The sequence below is a fragment of the Cupriavidus sp. 10L45 genome (genome assembly GCF_056395225.1).
The window spans coordinates 28,320-46,399 of record NZ_JBFTJC010000005.1 but is presented as its reverse complement, the minus strand read 5'-3'; the positions used below and the strand labels follow the sequence as shown (position 1 = coordinate 46,399).

Here is an 18,080-nt window from a genome sequence, read left to right as displayed (position 1 = left end):
ACACAAGAAACGTTCTGAGCAGGCATCACAACCACGGAGGTCTTTACCATGCAGAAGCAGTACAACTACAAGCCGGCGTCCAAGCCGGCGATCAAGCTGGCGGCCGTCGCCGCCATGCTCTTTTCCGGCGCGGCCATGGCCCAGTCCAGCGTCACGCTGTACGGCCAGGCCGACATGTTCGTCGGTGGCGTCAAGAGCCCGGGCAACGGCGACCGGGCCTTTGTGGCCAATTCGGGCGGCATGCAGACGTCGTACTGGGGGATCAAGGGTGTCGAGGACCTGGGCATGGGTACCAAGGCCATCTTCGACCTGAACGGCTTCTTCCGCACCGACACCGGTTCGATGGGCCGCTTCAACGGCGACTCGATGTTCAGCCGCAATGCCTACGTCGGCCTGCAGAACAACACCTACGGCTCGGTCAAGCTCGGCCGCAACACCACGCCGTACTTCGTCTCGACGATCCTGTTCAACCCGCTCGTCGACTCGTATGTGTTCTCGCCGCAGATCTTCCACACGTACTTCACGGTCAACAACGGCCGGCTGTACGATCCGGGCATCATCGGCGATTCGGGCTGGAACAACTCGATCGTCTACTCCACGCCGACGTTCGGCGGCCTGACCGCCAACTTCATCTACAGCCTGGGTGAGTCGGCCGGCAACAACAGCAAGAACAAGTTCGGCGCCAACCTGACGTACTTCGCCGGCAACTTCGCCGCGACGGTGGCCTACCAGCAGGTCAAGTTCGACAGCACGCCGGGCGACCTGACCGGCTCCACCGGTAGCCCCAACAGCCCGTACATCCAGGGCTTCGACAAGCAGAACGCCGTGCAGGTCGGCCTGTCGTACGACTTCAAGGTCGTGAAGGTGTTCGCGCAGGGCCAGTACATCAAGAGCGACGTCAACGCCAACGTCAACGGCGACATCAAGCACATGGACGGCCAGGCCGGCGTCTCGGTGCCGGTGGGCGCGGGTAACGTGCTGGCGTCGTACGGCTACGTGAAGACGCTGAACGAAGTGGCCAGCTTCAAGCGCAACACGTTCGCGGTGGCCTACGACTACAACCTGTCGAAGCGCACCGACGTGTACGCAGCGTATTTCTACGACAAGATCACCGGCCTCGAGCACGGCGATACCTTTGGCGTGGGCATGCGCCACAAGTTCTGATCCGGGTCACCGGTCAGTAAGAGGCCGTTTCGGCGGCGATGCCGTCCAGCCAGGTGCTGGACGGCATTTTTTTTGGGCCGCACACGGACGGTGCATCATGATGCACGCCCCATCGCGTCCTCATTCCGGCTACCAGCGGCGATTGGCGCGATCGGGCCTTTCGGCCAAGCGAATCCTTGCAAAAATCCGCCTATAAATAGGTCAGGCTGGCGGCACTTTGCGAGGAACGACGCCTCATGAATCCGAATCAGATCGCCATCGAGAACGCAGCGGAAACACGCGAGCCCGTGCTCGATGTCGTCGATCGCGTGTCAGAGATGTTGTTTGGACTGTTCATGGCCCTGACGTTTGTGGGCGCCGTCTCCACTTCGGTCGGTCCAGACGCAGGGCACCTGATGCTACGCGCGGCCTTGGGCTGCAACCTTGCCTGGGGGCTCGTCGACGCGGTCATGTTCCTCGTGCGGACGCTGGCCAACCGCGGCCAGCGGATCAAGCTGGCGCTGGCGGTGCAGCACGCCGCCGATCCCGCGGAAGCCGTGCGGATCATCCGCGACACGCTGCCGCCGGTGATGAGGACGCTGGTCGACGACGCCGAACTCGAAGCCATCCGCACCCGGCTGGCCGGCGCGACCACCCTGCCGTCGCGCCCCGCCCTCGACGCCGCCGACTGGCTTGGCGCGGTGCGCATTTTCTTCATCGTCGTGCTGTCGACGTTCCCGGTGGCACTGCCGTTCGTTCTGATCGACCACGTGCCGCTTGCGCTGCTGATCTCACGCGCGCTCTCGATGATCATGCTGTTCGTGGGTGGCATGGCGCTCGGGCACTATGCAGGCTTTGGCGCCATACGCGCTGGCATCGGCATGCTGGCGTTGGGTCTGGCGCTGACCATGGCGGTCATCGCACTGGGTGGCTGACATGAGCCCCCGATGCCGGGCGATAGTCGGCGGCGTCGGCGGCGTCGGCATGGCAATGGCAATCGCCATGGCCTGCCAGGACGCGCATGCCGAAGCGGGGGAAAACGAGAAGGAAGCCGGCGGCCCGGAGAAAAGCCTCGCCGCCACGGCCTACTGGAACATACCGCGTCATGGCGAGCAGTATGTGACCGGCATCGTCGGCGCGAATGTTGGCGCGCTGCGTCTGGAGACGCGGGTCAACTACGAGGCGCGACGCGCAATGTCGGCCTTCGTCGGGTGGACGTTCGCCGGCGGCGAAGCCCTCACCTACTCCGCTACGCCGATCGTGGGCTGGGTCGGCGGCGACGTCCGAGGCCCGATCGGCGGCCTGGAGGCCAGTCTTGCCTGGCGGAAGTTCGATTACTACATCGAGATCGAATACGTGCATGACCAGCGCGAGCGCGAATCGAGCTACGTCTACGCGTGGAGCGAACTCGCCTATCGGCCGGCGGACTGGCTCCGGCTCGGCCTGGCGGTGCAGCGGACGCGCGCCTATCAGTCGGATCGCGACATTCAACGCGGTCCGTTTGCGCAGGTGACGTTCAAGCGGGTCACCGCGGGCGTGTACTGGTTCAATCCTGCTTCGTCGGCGCAGGTGGTGGTGGTGTCGATGGGGATCGCGTTCTAGCGCAGCGGATGGCCAGGACGGCGGCGATTGCTGCGCTGCGGGATAGATGCCAGGATCGGAAGCCGGCGCTCCATAGGCGGATTCAATTGGCGACTGCCCCGCCCGCTGCATAGATTAATTGTCCGGACTGTGGGCCGGACCACGAACCAGCGCGAATCCCGCGGCGAACCAAAGAGGTGACTCATGAGGCGCTATGCGAAGACCCGGTCGGAATTGATGGCTATCCTGAGCCAGTGCCTGGACAACAACCCTGAATGCGGCGAGGCGGAACTTCACGCGATGCGCGTGCACCAGCCGGACCATACGGGTTGCAACTGGAGCGCTGAGGTTGATTTTCGCGAGGATACCTTCGACGACCTGTCCCATCGCATGGCAGCGGCACGCTCGATCATCGTGGTAATGCGGGAGCAGTACAACGTGCTGCAATAGTGCAATCGCCCCGCCGACGCGCTGGCAACCCCGGCAGACGCTGCCAGCGCACCGACATGAAAAAACCGGGCCTGAGTTTCCTCAGGCCCGGTTTTTCTTTGGTACCGGCGGTTTCGGCAGGTAGCGCGGCTTAGCGCACCGCGCTCGACTCCGCGACGGCCACGGCCGTCATGTTGATGATACGCCGCGTGGTGGCCTGCGGGTTCAGGATGTGCACCGGCTTGGCCGCGCCCAGCAGGATCGGGCCCACCGTCACGCCCTGTCCGCCCGTGATCTTGAGCAGGTTGAAGGCGATGTTGGCGGCATCCAGCGTCGGCATGACCAGCAGGTTGGCGCTGCCGGCCAGCTTGGTGTTCGGCAGGAAGTGACGGCGCACGTCCTCGACCAGGGCGGCATCACCCTGCATCTCGCCTTCCACTTCCAGTTGCGGCGCCACCTTGGCCAGGATCGCGGCGGCGTCGCGCATCTTGCGTGCCGACGGGCGGTTCGACGAGCCGAACATCGAGTGCGACATCATCGCCACCTTCGGGTGCAGGCCGAAACGCTGGATTTCCTCGGCGGCCAGTTGCGTGATGGCGGCCAGTTCCTCGGCGCTCGGGTCGTCGTTCACGAACGTGTCGGTGATGAACAGCGTGTACTTCTCGAGCATCAGCGCGTTCATCGCGGCGAACACCTTGGCGCCCGGCGCCAGGCCGATCACGTCGCGCACGTGCTCCAGGTGGGCTTCGAAGCGGCCCACGGTGCCGCACAGCAGTGCATCGGCATCGCCCATATGCATCAGCATGGTGCCGATCAGCGTGTTCGAGCGGCGCAGCGCCACCTTGGCCATGTCCGGCGTCACGCCATCGCGGCCGCGCAGCGTGTGGTAGGCCTCGTGATAGGCGCGGTAGCGCGGATCATCCTCGGGGTTGATCAGCTCGAAGTCCACGCCCGGGCGCAGGCGCAGGCCGGCCTTCTCGATGCGCATCTGGATCACGTGCGGACGGCCGATCAGGATCGGCTTGGCCAGGCCCTCGTCCACCACGCCCTGCACGGCGCGCAGCACGCGCTCTTCCTCGCCCTCGGCGTAGGCCACGCGCTTCGGCGCAGCCTTGGCGGCCGAGAACACCGGCTTCATGATCAGGCCGGTGTGGTAGACGTAGTGCGTCAGTTGCTGGCGATAGGCTTCCAGGTCCTGGATCGGACGCGTGGCCACGCCCGATTCCTCGGCGGCCTTCGCCACGGCCGGCGCGATCTTCTCGATCAGGCGCTGGTCGAACGGCGTCGGGATGATGTAGTCCGGGCCGAACTTCAGCTCACGGCCACCGTAGGCGGCGGCCACGGCGTCGTTCAGCTCGGCTTCGGCCAGCTCGGCAATCGCCTTCACGCAGGCCAGCTTCATTTCCTCGGTGATCTTCGTCGCGCCGCAGTCCAGCGCGCCACGGAAGATGTACGGGAAGCAAAGCACGTTGTTGACCTGGTTCGGATAGTCCGACCGACCCGTCGCGATAATGCAGTCCGGGCGCGCGGCCTTGGCCACTTCCGGGCGGATTTCCGGTTCCGGGTTCGCCAGCGCCAGGATGATGGGCTTGTTGGCCATGGTCTTGACCATCTCGCCGGTCAGCACGCCGGCGGTGGAGCAGCCCAGGAACACATCGGCGTTGTTGACGATGTCGGCCAGCGTGCGGTTGGACGTGTCCTGCGCGTAGCGGGCCTTGTTGACTTCCATGTTGGCGTCGCGGCCCACATAGATCACGCCCTTCGAGTCCACCACGGAGATGTTCTCGCGCTTCAGGCCCAGGCTCACCATGGTGTCCAGGCAGGCGATGGCAGCGGCGCCGGCGCCCGACACGGCCACCTTCACGCTGCCGATTTCCTTGCCCACCACCTTCAGGCCGTTCAGCAGCGCCGCGGCCGAGATGATGGCCGTACCGTGCTGGTCGTCGTGGAAGACGGGGATGTTCATGCGCTCGCGCAGCTTCTTCTCGATATAGAAGCACTCGGGCGCCTTGATGTCCTCGAGGTTCACACCGCCGAGCGTGGGCTCCAGCGCGGCGACGATCTCGACGATCTTGTCCGGGTCGCGGGCATCGAGTTCGATGTCGAACACGTCGATGCCGGCGAACTTCTTGAACAGGCAGCCCTTGCCTTCCATCACCGGCTTGCCGGCCAGCGGGCCGATGTCGCCCAGGCCCAGCACGGCGGTACCGTTGGTGATCACGGCCACGAGGTTGGCGCGCGAGGTGTACTCGGCGGCCATCGACGGATCCTTGGCGATCTCCTCGCAGGCGTAGGCCACGCCCGGCGAGTAGGCCAGCGACAGGTCGCGCTGGTTGGACAGCGCCTTGGTGGCGGTTACCTGGATCTTGCCCTTGGTCGGGCTGCGGTGATATTCCAGCGCGGCGAGACGCAACTGCGCTTCAGGGCTATTGGGGGCATGTTGCGGTGCATCACCGCTTGTCTTGCTGCTCATTTGCTCGTACCGGAAAAAATCGAGGAGCCATTCTAGCCCAGCCATTTCGCGGCTGGTTGCGCTTTGCCGCGTGCTGGCGGGGGTTTTTGCGCGATTCACGCGCAAAACTCCTTTTACCGCACGGTAGGCAATCGCCTTGTCTTATGGATGAACCAGCGCGCGTCCCATGCGCCGCGCCGGGGATTACTTCTTGTCCTTGTCGACTTCCAGCGTCACGCGCCGGGGCCGGCCGCTCTCGGACGGGAATTCGGTCAGCGCGCTGCGGATCATGTACGGCATCACGCCCGCCAGGCTGCCGCCCTCGGTGGTGTTGCGCGCCGTGATCTGGTACACGCGCTTGCCGCTCGCGGCGTCCTTGAAGAAGATGCGCAGGCTGGAGAACGTCACCGGCACGTCGCGCACCACGGTCTGCGGCGGCCAGTAGCCCGGATAACCCGGCCCCCATCCCCACGGGCCATAGGGCCGGTAGTAGCCGCCGTACGGCCCCCAGTACGGTCCCCACGGGCCGTACCAGGGATCGGAATAGTAGGTTTCGGCCACGCGCACCATGCCGGGCACGGCGCCGTAGTCCATGCTGACGAGGTAGCGCGCCTGCGCCGGCGGCTTCTGCTCGAAGCCCACGCCGGCCAGCGCGTCGGCCAGCCACGCCTGGTAGGTCTCATATTCGAGCTGGGAGTCCTGCGCGGAGAACTGCTGGGCCTGCGGCTGCTGGGCGGCGGGTTGCCCGGCCTGCCCTGCCTGACCGGCCGGTGCCGGCATCGGCGCACGCTCGAAGGCGTAGGTGCGCGGCGCGTCGTTTTGCCACCCGGCCTGCCGGAAGGCGGTGACCTCGGTGGTCACCGTGCTGGCGCAGCCAGCCAAACCCAATACCCCCAGCGCTCCAAGCGCCACCACGGCCCGTCGACCCATCCCTGCCACGGCATTCCACATCGCGATACCTCGTTCTTGTTCGTTCGTCCTACCAGACTTCAGACACGGGCGCTCTCCCGGAATTCCCCGCCGCCCTTGGCTACAATGGGGACTTCCGCGGAACCTCCGCACCGCCACCCGCCGTGGCGCCCGCCCCCGGTCACTCCGAAGACAGGATTCCCCATGCTGCGCACCGATACGCCCGTTACCGTCTATCGCAAGGACTATACTCCGCCCGCCTTCGCCATCGACCACGTCGACCTGGTGCTGGAGCTGGACCCGCAACGCACCGTCGTCGCCAGCACGCTGACCTTCCAGCGCGCGCCCGGCGCGGCCGGCGACGCCCCGCTGGTCATGGTCGGCGAAGCGCTGGAACTGCTCGGCGTGACCCTCGACGGCCAGCCGTTCGCCAGCACGAAGGAAGACGCCGGCACGCTCACGCTGACCGGCCTGCCGGCGCAAGGCACGCTCGTCATTACCACTGCCTGCAATCCGGCGGCGAACACCACGCTGTCCGGCCTCTACGTCTCCAACGGCAACTTCTTCACCCAGTGCGAAGCCGAAGGCTTCCGCCGCATCACCTATTTCCTCGATCGCCCCGACGTGATGGCGACCTACCGCGTCACGCTGCGCGCCGACCGCGCCGCCAGTCCGGTGCTGCTCTCCAACGGCAACCTGCTGTCCGAGCGCGCCTTGCCCGATGGCCGGCACGAGGCCGTCTGGGAAGACCCGTTCCGCAAGCCGTCCTACCTGTTCGCGCTGGTGGCCGGCAAGCTGGCCTGCATCGAGGAACGCATCACCTCCGCATCGGGCAAGGAAAAGCTGCTGCAGGTCTGGGTGGAGCCGCAGGACCTCGACAAGACCCGCCACGCCATGGACTCCCTGATCCATGCCATCCGCTGGGACGAGCGCCGCTTCGGCCTGGAACTCGATCTCGACCGCTTCATGATCGTCGCCGTGAGCGACTTCAACATGGGCGCGATGGAGAACAAGGGCCTGAACATCTTCAATACGAAGTACGTGCTCGCCAATGCGCAGACGGCCACGGACGTGGACTTCGCCAATATCGAGTCGGTGGTGGGGCATGAGTACTTCCACAACTGGACCGGCAACCGCGTGACCTGCCGCGACTGGTTCCAGCTCTCGCTCAAGGAAGGGTTGACGGTGTTCCGCGACCAGGAGTTCTCGGCGGACATGATGGGCTCCGAATCCGGCCGCGCGGTGAAGCGGATCGAGGACGTCCGCGTGCTGCGCCAGGTGCAGTTCCCCGAGGATGCCGGCCCGATGGCCCACCCGGTGCGCCCGGACAGCTACGAGGAAATCAACAACTTCTACACCGTCACGGTCTACGAGAAAGGCGCCGAAGTCGTGCGGATGTACCAGACCCTGCTGGGCCGCGACGGCTTCCGCAAGGGCATGGACCTGTACTTCCAGCGCCATGACGGCCAGGCCGTGGCCTGCGACGACTTCCGCGCCGCCATGGCCGACGCCAACGGTCGCGACCTGACCCAGTTCGGGCTCTGGTACAGCCAGGCCGGCACGCCGGTGGTCAGCGTGAAGACCGCGTGGGACGGCGCCGCCGGCACGCTGGCGCTGACGCTGACCCAGCGCTGCCCCAAGGTCGGCATCGAGACCCGCGCGGGCACGCCCGAGAAGCAGCCGTTCCACGTCCCGTTCGCGGTGGGCCTGATCGGGGCCGATGGCGCCGACCTGCCGCTGCACCTCGAAGGCGAGTCCGCCGGGGAAGCCACCCCGCGTGGCACCACCCGCGTGCTCGACTTCACGCAGGCCGAGCAGACCTTCCGCTTCACCGGGCTGCCGCGCGGCGACAAGGCGCCCCTGCCCTCGCTGCTGCGCGACTTCTCGGCGCCGGTCATCGTCGACTATGAATATTCCGATGCCGAACTGACCTTCCTGCTGGCCCACGACAGCGACGCCTTCAACCGCTGGGAAGCCGGCCAGCGCCTGGCCACGCGCGCGCTGCTGAAACTGGTGGGCGAGGTGCAGGCCGGCCGCGAACTGAAGCTCGATCCGGCGCTGGTGGCCGCCTTCCGCGCTGTGCTGACGGACGGCTCGCTGAGCCCGGCGTTCCGCGAGCAGGCGTTGATGCTGCCCGCCGAAGCCTATCTGGCCGAGCGGATGGGCGTGGCCGACCCGGCCGCGATCCACCATGCCCGCCTGTTCATGCGCGAAGGCCTGGCCAGCGCGCTGCAACGCGAGTGGCTGGCCGCATATGAAGCCAACGCCACTCCGGGGCCGTACAGCCCCGATGCGGACGCGATGGCCCGCCGCGCGCTGCGCAACCTCGCGCTTGGCTATCTGGCCGACAGCGGCGACGCCGCCATGCAGGCGCTGGCCGACACCCACTACCAGCAGGCCGACAACATGACCGACCGCGCCGCGGCGCTCTCGGCGCTGGTCAACAGCTTCGCGCCGGGCCGCGAGCACGCGCTGGCGGACTTCTACCAGCGCTTCGAGCAGGATGCGCTGGTCATCGACAAATGGTTCTCGCTCCAGGGCATGCAGCGTGGCGACGTGGGCCCGCACGCCGGCAAGCGCACCATCGACACCGTGCGCGCGCTGATGGACCATCCCGCCTTCAACCTGCGCAACCCGAACCGGGCGCGCTCGCTGATCTTCAGCTTCTGCTCGGGCAATCCGGCGCAGTTCCATGCCGAGGACGGCTCCGGCTACGAATTCTGGGCCGATCAGGTGCTGGCGCTGGACGCCATCAACCCGCAGGTGGCCGCCCGGCTGGCGCGGGTGATGGATCGCTGGCAGAAATACGCGCTGCCGCTGCGGGACCGCATGCGCGCCGCGCTGGAGCGCGTGGCGGCGTGCCAGACGCTCTCGCGCGACGTGCGGGAGATCGTCGGCAAGTCGCTGGCTGCCTGACCCCGGGGGTGAGGACGGAGAGGCAACCATTCGTAAAACTGCCATGTCCGTAGCGGCAGACATGTAGAATTGCGGCCATCGAAGGAGAACCACATGACACGCATCAGCCTCACCCGCTATCTGGTCGAGGAGCAGCGCAAGCACAACACGATCCAGCCGGAGCTCCGGCTGCTGATCGAGGTGGTGGCGCGCGCCTGCAAGGCCATTTCCAACGCCGTGAGCAAGGGCGCCCTCGCGGGCGTGCTCGGCTCGGCCGGCACCGGCAACGTGCAGGGCGAGACCCAGCAGAAGCTGGACGTCATCGCCAATGAAGTGCTGCTCGACGCCAACGAGTGGGGCGGCCACCTGGCGGCGATGGCCTCGGAGGAAATGGACTCGTTCTACGAGATCCCGAACCGCTATCCGAAGGGTGAGTACCTGCTGCTGTTCGATCCGCTCGACGGCTCGTCGAATATCGACGTGAACGTGTCGATCGGCACGATCTTCTCGGTGCTGCACATGCCCAAGCCGGGCCAGACCGTGACGGAGCACGACTTCCTGCAGCCGGGCACGCATCAGGTGGCGGCCGGCTACGCCGTGTACGGCCCGCAGACGACGCTGGTGCTGACGGTCGGCAACGGCGTGCACATGTTCACGCTGGACCGCGAGGCTGGCAGCTTCGTGCTGACCCAGTCGGACGTGCAGATTCCCGAAGACACCAAGGAATTTGCGATCAATATGTCGAACATGCGTCACTGGGCCCCGCCCGTGCGCGAGTACATCGACGAATGCCTGGCCGGCGAGGAAGGCCCGCGCGGCAAGAACTTCAATATGCGCTGGGTGGCGTCGATGGTGGCCGATGTGCACCGCATCCTGACCCGCGGCGGCGTGTTCCTCTATCCGTGGGACAAGCGCGAGCCGGAGAAGCCGGGCAAGCTGCGTCTGATGTACGAGGCCAACCCGATGGCGTTCCTGGTCGAACAGGCCGGCGGCGCGGCCACGAACGGCCACGACCGCATCCTGGACGTGCAGCCGACGCAGCTGCACCAGCGCGTGTCGGTGGTGCTCGGCTCGAAGAACGAGGTGGACCGCATCACGCGCGCCCACCGGGAAGCCGAAGGCAAGGCGTAAGCCAGTCCCTCTCTATATATAGGGGGATGCAGGACAAGACAGGGCGCTCCGGCGCCCTGTTTGCATATCAGCGCGGCACCTCGATGAGCCACTGCATGCGGAACGTGACCGACTCCCCGGGCGCCAGCGCGCGCAGGCCGGTGCCCTCCCAGCCCCGGGCGCACAGGTTGACGGCGTCAGCCACGTGCGAGACCGGCTCCAGGCAGACGAAGTCGCACCCGCCGGGCGCATGGAGGATCAGATGCTCGAGCGGCTCGGCGGCGCGCAGGGTCAGCGTGGCGCCGTCCGCGCGTCGCAGTGTGGCCTGGCGCTTCCAGCCGCTGTAGTAGACGGAGAGATCCGCATCGGGCAGATGACGCTCGCGCAGGAAGGCCTCGCGCCGCCCGATGGCCGCACGGCCCGTGGCCACCCCGCCGCCGTCCGCCGGCCAGACGTGGGCCGCATCGAACTGGATACGCAGACCGGGCGGCCGGGCGAAGAACGGATGGAAGCCGCCGCCCACCGGCATCGGCGTATCCCCCACGTTTCGGATGTCGAGCGCGGCGGCGAGGCCCGCCTCGTCCAGCACCAGCGACTGCCGCGCCAGCACGGCCCAGGGCCAGTCGGTGCCGGGCGGATGCTGGAGCGCCAGCGTGATCGCATTTTCCTGAGATTCCACCACCTGCCACGGCCGGACGTGCCCGAAGCCATGCATCGCGTGCGGCTGGCCCGGATGCGGCGGCAACTGGACCTCGCGCCCCTGCCAGCGGAAGCGGCCATCGCGGATGCGGTTCGAATACGGCAGCAGCGGATAGCTGCCGGCCTTGGGCCAGGCGCGGGCCTCGAAGCCCTCGCGCAGCGCCTCGGCCGGCATGGGTGCGAGCCAGTCGATGGCGGTGCCATCGGCGCGCGTGGTGGTCAGCGCGGCCATGCGGCCACCGGCGGCGGGCGCCACGGTCAGGACGTGGGCGCCCGCGCGCACGGTGTGCAGTGCGCCGGGGGTCAGCCAGCCGCTCACTTCAGCAGCAGGTCCGGCAGCCACATCGAGAACGCCGGCACGTAGGTGACCATCAGCAGGGCCGCCAGCAGCGCCCCGTAGAACGGCCAGATCGTCTTCATCACCTGCCCCACCGACACCCCGCCGATGGCGCAGCCGACGAACTGCGTCGTGCCAACCGGCGGCGTGTTCAGCCCCAGCGCGCAGTTGATCAGCATCATCATGCCGAACTGCACCGGCCCCATGCCGAAGTGCTGGCAGATGGGCAGGAAGATCGGCGTGCAGATCAGGATGGTCGCGGCCATGTCCAGGAAGGTGCCGAGGATGAACAGCATCACGTTCACCATCAGGAAGATCATCCACGGACTGGTGGACAGCGAACTCAGGAACTGCCCGGTCAGCTCGGCCACGCCATAGAGGCTGATCAGGTAGCCGAAGGTGCCGGAAATGCCGATCAGCAGCAGCACCACGCCGGTGGTCTTGACCGCCTTGGCCGCGGCCTTGACGAACTGCTCGCGCGTCAGCGAGCGGTAGACCAGCACAGTCAGCGCCAGCGCGTAGAGCACCGCCACCGCCGCCGACTCCGTCGCCGTGAACACGCCCGACAGGATGCCCACCAGGATCAGCACCACCACGAACAGCCCGGGCAGCGCCGCCGCCAGCGAGTGGCCGACGATGTCCCAGCCCGGGAACTTGCCCGCCGGATAGCCCCGGCTGCGCGCCACGAAGTAGGCGGCGGCCAGGTTGCAGATCGTCAGGATCAGCGCCGGCAGCACGCCGGCCAGGATCAGCGCGGCAATCGACACCTTCCCGCCCGCCGCCAGCGTGTAGATGATCATGTTGTGGCTGGTCGGCATCAGCGCGCCGACCAGCGCCGCGTGCGTGGTCACGTTGACCGCGTAGTCGGCGTGGTAGCCCTCGCGCTTCATCATCGGGATCATCACCGCGCCCATGGCCGACACATCGGCCACCGGCGAGCCGGAGACGCCCCCGAACAGCGTGCACGCCAGCACGTTCGACATGCCCAGCCCGCCGCGCACATGGCCGGCCATCGACTTGGCGAAGTTGACGATGCGGTCCGCGATGCCGCCGTACAGCATCAGCTCGCCGGCGAAGATGAAGAACGGGATGGCCAGGAACGAGAACGCGTTCATGCCCGAGGTCATCTGCTGGAACACCACGGCCAGCGGCAGGCCCTCGTACAGGATGGTGATGACCGCCGACAGGCCGATCGAGAACGCCACCGGCACGCCAAGGACCAGCAGGCCGAAGAAGCTGATGGAGAGAATGATCAGTGCCATGCCGGCTCCACTTCCGTGCCTTTCAGCACCGCAATGATGTGTTCGATCGAAAACAGCACGATCAGCGCGCCGGCGATCACCGGCGGCAAATAGCGCCAGCCCTCGGAGATGCCGAGGGTGGGCAGCTTGTAGTCCGCCACGGACAGCGCCAGCAGCGCGCAGTTGTAGGCCATGACCGCGCCGAAGGTGCCGACCAGCACGTGGATCAGCAGCTCGATCTTGGTACGGATGCGTTCGGGCAGCAGCACCAGCAGGGACTCCAGGCCGATGTGGCCGGCGTCGCGCACGCCCACGGCCGTACCGAGCATCGTCACGTAGAGCACGAGCAGCATGGCGATGGTTTCGGCCCAGGTGGGCGTGTCGTTCAGCACGTAGCGGCCGAACACCTGCGTAAGCACGGCAAGGACCAGCAGCACGAGCCCGGTCACGCCCAGCGCCATGCAGGCGCGGGCCAGCGTGGCGCAGAAGCGGGTGTAGAAGTTGACGCCGGCGGGGCCAGCGGGGCTGGTGACAGGCGCCGGAGCGGGCCCCGGCGTGCCGTCCACCGGCGTGGCCGGGGTAGGGGAAGACGAAAGCATGATGGGGCCCTTACTTCGTATCCTGCGCGCGGCGCACGAGGTCCTTCATCTGGGCGCTGGTGATGAAGCGGTCATAGACGGGCTTCATCGCGGCCTGGAACGAGGTCTTGTCGACGCTGATGATCTGCACGCCGGCGGCCTCCACCATCTTGCGCGACTTCAGCTCGCGCTCGTCCCACAGCTTGCGCATGTACGGCACCGAGTCCTTGGCGGCCTGGCGGACCATCGCCTGGTCATCCTTGGACATGCGGTCCCACATCACCTTCGAGAACAGCAGCATTTCGGGCGCCATCGAGTGCTCGGTCAGCGAGTAGTACTTGGCCACCTCGAACTGGCGCGAGCTTTCGTAGCTGGGCCAGTTGTTCTCGGCGCCATCGACCAGGCCGGTCTTCAGCGCGGTGTAGACCTCGCCCCACGGCATCGGCGTGGCGTTGGCGTGCATCGCCTCCAGCAGCGAGACCCAGAGGTCCGACTGCTGCACGCGGATCTTCATGCCCTTGGCATCGGCCAGCGTGCGGATCGGGCGCTTGGTGGTGTACATCGAGCGCGAGCCGCTGTCATACCAGGCCAGGCCGATAAAGCCGTTCTTCTCGCACGACTTCAGGATGTCGTCGCCGATCGGGCCGTCCAGCACGTGGCGCATGTGGTCGGTAGAGCGGAACAGGAACGGCATCGTCGGGACGATGGTCGCCTCGCAGATGTTGTTCATGGCCGCCGAGTTCACGCGGACCATCGAGAGCGCGCCGATCTTGGTCTGCTCGATCGCATCCTTCTCGCTGCCAAGCGAACCCTGCGCGAACACCTTGACCGTCAGCCGGCCATTGGAACGCTGCTTGAGCAACTCGCCCATGTGGCGCACGGCCTGCACGGTCGGGTAGTCCTCGGGGTGGATGTCAGCCGAGCGCATGTCCGCGGCCTGCGCGGCCATCGGCATCGCCACGGTGGCCAAGGTGGCAGCAGCGGCGGCCATGGCGGCCATCAGGGCGCCCAGGCGGACGCGCGGGAGTTGGGTAGAAAACATGAAGTGCCTCCGGATTTGTAGTTTTTCGATCAAGACTTCAAGACTTGGGGCTTGCGGGCAAGCAATGCGGTGATACGGCAATACGGGTGTCAGGCGCGCAGCGTGGGCTCCTCGAGGCCGCGCACGCCCGGTTGCAGCGCGAACACCGCGCCCGAGAGCGGATCGGTGTCATCGGTGCGGATCGACGTGACATAGAGGGTGTCCAGCCCGGCGCCGCCGAACGCGCACATCGCCGGCTTGGCCACGGGCACCGCCAGCGACCGGTCCAGCCGGCCATCGGGCGTGAAACGGTGGACCTGCCCGGCGTCGTTGCCGCAGATCCAGTAGCCGCCCTCGGCATCCACGGCGGCACCGTCGGGGCGGCCCGGGTAGCGGTTCATGTCGATGAACAGGCGCGGGTTGGTCGGCGTGCCGGTGTCGGTGTCGTAGTCGTACGCCCACACGGCCTGCCGCGCGGGGTGCGAATCGGACAGATACATCGTGCGGCCATCGGGGCTGAAGGCGAGCCCGTTGGGGGTGATCAATTCGTCACGCATGACGTCCAGTGCGCCGGTGGCGGGGTCATGGCGATAGAGCTTGCCGTCGGGCGCGGCCAGCGACATGTCCATGACCATCGTGCCGGCCCAGAAGCGGCCTTGGCGGTCACAGCGGCCATCGTTGAAACGCATGCCGGCGCGCGCATGCGCCACCGTGGCCACGCGTTGCAGCGACGGTGTGGCCTGCCCCGGCACCAGCCGGGCCACACGGAACAGCCCGGTCTCCATCGCCAGCAGCCAGCCGCCGTCCGGCGTCATCGCCATGCAGCCGGCCATCTCGGGCAGGCTCCAGTGGTCGGTCTGCCCGCTGGCCGGGTCGTATCGCCACAGCGTGCGGCCGGGAATATCGGTCCAGTACAGCGCGGCCTCGGCGGCGTGCCAGACGGGGCTTTCGCCCACGCCGCAGCGCATGTTGCCGATGCGTTCGATCGGGGTGACTTGCGAAACTTGGTCGCTCACGGCGTCAGTCCCCGAACGGGCCGGCCTTGACGAAGGCGCCGCCCTGGTACCAGCCCGCCGAATCATCCGCCGGCAGCGGCGGCACCGATTCCACCTTGGCCCGGAACTGCTCCGACGACTCCACCGGCCGGAAACCGAGCCGCGCCGCCTTGCTGTTGTCCCACCAGCTATCGCGGTTGGCCGAGGCGCCGTAGACGATCGTGAAGCCCACTTCCGGCACGAAGACCGCGCGCTTGATCAGCTGCTCCAGATCGTCGTAGCCGAGCCAGGTGACCAGCATGCGGCGGTCCTTCGCCTCCGGGAACGACGAGCCGATGCGCAGCGCCACGGTCTCGATGCCGTAGCGGTCGAAATAGAAGCTGCCCAGCTGCTCGCCGAACGCCTTGCTCACGCCGTAATAGCCGTCCGGGCGCGGCGGCGAATCGGCGTCGAGCACCTCGCCCTGCTTGTAGAAGCCAATCACGTGATTGGAGCTGGCGAACACGATGCGCCGCACGCCATGGCGCCGCGCCGCCTCGTAGAGGTGGTAGGTGCCCTGGATATTGGCCGGCAGGATCTCCTCGAACGGACGCTCCACCGACACGCCACCCAGATGGACGATGGCATCGACGCCCGCCACCAGCGCGTGGACGGCCTTGGGATCAGACAAATCGCAGGGCACGACTTCTTCCTGCGCGCCTGCCGGGCCGAGGTCGGCGATATCGGAGATACGCACCACATCGGCATAGCGCTTCAGGCGGTCACGCAGGACCTTGCCGAGGTTGCCGGCCGCGCCGGTCAGCAGGATGCGATGGCAACGGGTGACGACACCGTCGAGCGGATCTTTGGGGGCGAGGGACATAGGTTCGGGATGCGCTGGCGTGGCCCCGCCAAGGGCCTCGCGGGATATGTGGATAGGTTGATTGATCTGTCGTCATACAACGTGACTGGAATCTAATCGTCCGTCAACCTGCGGTCAAGGCGGTGCAACGTCAGTGAATTCCCTAGAAGTTTTAGTTTGCAGACAACTGAAACGGATTGGCGCGTATTGGGGTTTAGGATGATTTTGGTGCTTTGAAAACGGTGTCTTTTGACAGGGGCCGGCGAGACCCATCGACCGGAGATCGGCCATCCATATGGGTTGGCTCAAATCCATCGGCAGCGTCCAGGCTTTCGTGCATCGTCCCTGCATCGACGACGGCATCTCGACGGAGATGCCGAAATGTCTGCCATCCGACCATCCTCCCGCAAAACTGACAGGCGGCTCTAGTGTTGCGCGCTGACTAATGTCTCGTCCTATGTCTTGCGATGTTATTTTTCTGTAAGGTACGATGTCATAGGACATCTGACGACTTGGGTTGCCTTTCCCAACCCCGGAAATCAGCGGTCCCGGCGCCCCGGATAGCCAGTCCGGGGCTGCCTTCACGCCACGCCGGTGCAGGTCAACGCCTGAGCCAAGGACGTCGCAGAAGTCCACAAAGAAACAGGCACCGGCCATTCCGCAACAACAACCGATAACGAGCCAGGATGGAGACGCAAACCATGAAGCGAGCCCTCGCGCCCTTCTTCACTACCGCAGCACTCGGCGCCGCCGCACTGGGCGCCACGGCGCCCGCCCACGCGCAATCCAATGTCACGCTGTACGGCATTGTCGATACCACGATCCGCTACACCTCGAACGAATCCGCCGCCGGCAACGGCAAGGTCCAGATGACCGACGGCGTGCTTACCGGCAGCCGCTGGGGCATGTACGGCCTGGAAGACCTGGGCCGCGGCTACCAGGCGCTGTTCGTGCTCGAATCGGGCTTCTCGCCCGACGCCGGCCAGAGCCTGCAAGGCAACCGCCTGTTCGGCCGCAAGGCATACGTCGGCCTGCAGGGCGACTTCGGCACGGTCACGTTGGGCCGCCAGTTCACCGTGATCCACGAAGTCATCGCCAGCTACGACGCGATGGCGCTGGCCAACCTCGCCATCGTCGGCTTCCAGGGCGGCAACTACACCGGCGGCGTGCGCCAGGACAACATGATCAAGTACTCGGGCCGGTTCGGCGGGTTCTCGATCGCGGCGCAGCACGCCTTCGGCGAGGTGGCGGGCAGCTTCTCGAATTCGTCCTCCACGGGCGCCAGCGTGAGCTACGCCTCGGGCCCGTTCATGGTCGGCGGCGGCTACCAGATCATGCGCGACACGGCGGCGTACTACGGCGTGGCCGTACCCGTAAGCGACCAGAAGGTCTGGACGCTCGGCGGCACCTACAAGGTCGGCCCGGCCACGGTCTACCTCGGCTACACCAACAGCAACGTCGACAACGCCGGCTACAAGAACCAAGCCGGCTACCTGGGCCTGCAATACGCGTTCACCAACGCGTGGTCCGTGATCGCGACCGGCACCTACGACCACCTGAAGCACGGCGACGACTCCGGCAACCGCTTCACCGGCGCCCTGATGCTCGACTACGCGTTCAGCAAGCGCACGGACGTGTACCTCGAAGCCGACTACACGAACCTGACCGACGCCTGGCGCACGCTGGGCGGCCAGTCCACCTTCCAGACCCCCTTCTACGGCCACGGCAGCCGGGTTGGCGTGATGGCAGGCCTGCGCCACAAGTTCTGATGTGACGCCTGTGGCGCGCCGCCGGCTTTCCGTGTTGTTCCGGCGGCGTTGCCACAGCAAGAATCGCGCAAAAAATCTGC

15 protein-coding genes are annotated in these 18,080 nt (G+C 66.5%); 7 read left to right on the top strand and 8 right to left on the bottom strand.

The features are described 5' to 3' along the window. The first annotated feature begins 48 nt into the window (after positions 1-48). From AC1DFU_RS10245 to AC1DFU_RS10230, 4 genes are all read left to right on the top strand, one after another. Positions 49-1,164, top strand: a complete 1,116-nt coding sequence (locus AC1DFU_RS10245; protein WP_092292305.1) for a porin — start codon at positions 49-51, stop codon at positions 1,162-1,164. A 236-nt stretch (positions 1,165-1,400) separates the two neighbouring features. Beyond that, the gene (locus tag AC1DFU_RS10240) at positions 1,401-2,078 is read left to right on the top strand and encodes a VIT1/CCC1 transporter family protein (RefSeq protein WP_092292303.1); all 678 of its coding nucleotides are present in this window, start codon (positions 1,401-1,403) and stop codon (positions 2,076-2,078) included. A 49-nt stretch (positions 2,079-2,127) separates the two neighbouring features. Then, positions 2,128-2,745: a hypothetical protein gene (locus tag AC1DFU_RS10235; RefSeq protein ID WP_255370738.1), complete on the top strand. Its 618-nt coding sequence runs from the start codon at positions 2,128-2,130 to the stop codon at positions 2,743-2,745. A gap of 183 nt (positions 2,746-2,928) precedes the next feature. After that, a complete protein-coding gene (locus AC1DFU_RS10230) occupies positions 2,929-3,174 on the top strand; it encodes a hypothetical protein (protein WP_092292299.1) in 246 nt (81 codons plus the stop codon). Positions 3,175-3,304: 130 nt separating this feature from the next. On the opposite strand, the gene AC1DFU_RS10225 is transcribed toward AC1DFU_RS10230, so the two are convergent. Then, entirely contained in the window at positions 3,305-5,626 is a 2,322-nt protein-coding gene (locus AC1DFU_RS10225; protein ID WP_092292297.1) for an NADP-dependent malic enzyme, read from the bottom strand. A 183-nt stretch (positions 5,627-5,809) separates the two neighbouring features. Continuing rightward, positions 5,810-6,535: a DUF4136 domain-containing protein gene (locus tag AC1DFU_RS10220; RefSeq protein ID WP_441591933.1), complete on the bottom strand. Its 726-nt coding sequence runs from the start codon at positions 6,533-6,535 to the stop codon at positions 5,810-5,812. Positions 6,536-6,718: 183 nt separating this feature from the next. Here AC1DFU_RS10220 and pepN point away from each other — a divergent pair, with 183 nt between their 5' ends. Next, positions 6,719-9,430, top strand: coding sequence for an aminopeptidase N (gene pepN, locus AC1DFU_RS10215; RefSeq protein ID WP_441591932.1), 2,712 nt, complete (start codon positions 6,719-6,721; stop codon positions 9,428-9,430). A 93-nt stretch (positions 9,431-9,523) separates the two neighbouring features. Then, on the top strand, positions 9,524-10,540 hold the full coding sequence (locus AC1DFU_RS10210; protein ID WP_441591930.1) for a class 1 fructose-bisphosphatase: 1,017 nt from the start codon (positions 9,524-9,526) through the stop codon (positions 10,538-10,540). Between the two features lie 67 nt (positions 10,541-10,607). Here AC1DFU_RS10210 and AC1DFU_RS10205 read toward each other — a convergent pair whose 3' ends face one another. From AC1DFU_RS10205 to AC1DFU_RS10180, 6 genes are all read right to left on the bottom strand, one after another. Beyond that, entirely contained in the window at positions 10,608-11,561 is a 954-nt protein-coding gene (locus AC1DFU_RS10205) for an aldose 1-epimerase (protein WP_441591928.1), read from the bottom strand. Beyond that, complete coding sequence (locus AC1DFU_RS10200; RefSeq protein WP_092292289.1) at positions 11,534-12,817, bottom strand: TRAP transporter large permease; 1,284 nt, start codon at positions 12,815-12,817, stop codon at positions 11,534-11,536. The genes AC1DFU_RS10205 and AC1DFU_RS10200 overlap by 28 nt, the downstream gene beginning before the upstream one ends. Further along, a complete protein-coding gene (locus tag AC1DFU_RS10195) occupies positions 12,808-13,257 on the bottom strand; it encodes a TRAP transporter small permease (RefSeq protein ID WP_092293275.1) in 450 nt (149 codons plus the stop codon). Before AC1DFU_RS10195 ends, AC1DFU_RS10200 begins: the two co-directional genes overlap by 10 nt. 148 nt (positions 13,258-13,405) lie before the next feature. Next, entirely contained in the window at positions 13,406-14,374 is a 969-nt protein-coding gene (locus AC1DFU_RS10190; protein WP_369823397.1) for a TRAP transporter substrate-binding protein, read from the bottom strand. Between the two features lie 131 nt (positions 14,375-14,505). Then, positions 14,506-15,363: an SMP-30/gluconolactonase/LRE family protein gene (locus tag AC1DFU_RS10185; protein WP_441592172.1), complete on the bottom strand. Its 858-nt coding sequence runs from the start codon at positions 15,361-15,363 to the stop codon at positions 14,506-14,508. 52 nt (positions 15,364-15,415) lie between these two features. Next, on the bottom strand, positions 15,416-16,252 hold the full coding sequence (locus AC1DFU_RS10180; protein WP_092292283.1) for an NAD-dependent epimerase/dehydratase family protein: 837 nt from the start codon (positions 16,250-16,252) through the stop codon (positions 15,416-15,418). 680 nt (positions 16,253-16,932) lie between these two features. Here AC1DFU_RS10180 and AC1DFU_RS10175 point away from each other — a divergent pair. Then, positions 16,933-18,000 (top strand): porin, encoded by a 1,068-nt coding sequence (locus AC1DFU_RS10175; RefSeq protein WP_092292281.1) that lies wholly within the window; start codon positions 16,933-16,935, stop codon positions 17,998-18,000. Positions 18,001-18,080 lie beyond the last annotated feature (80 nt).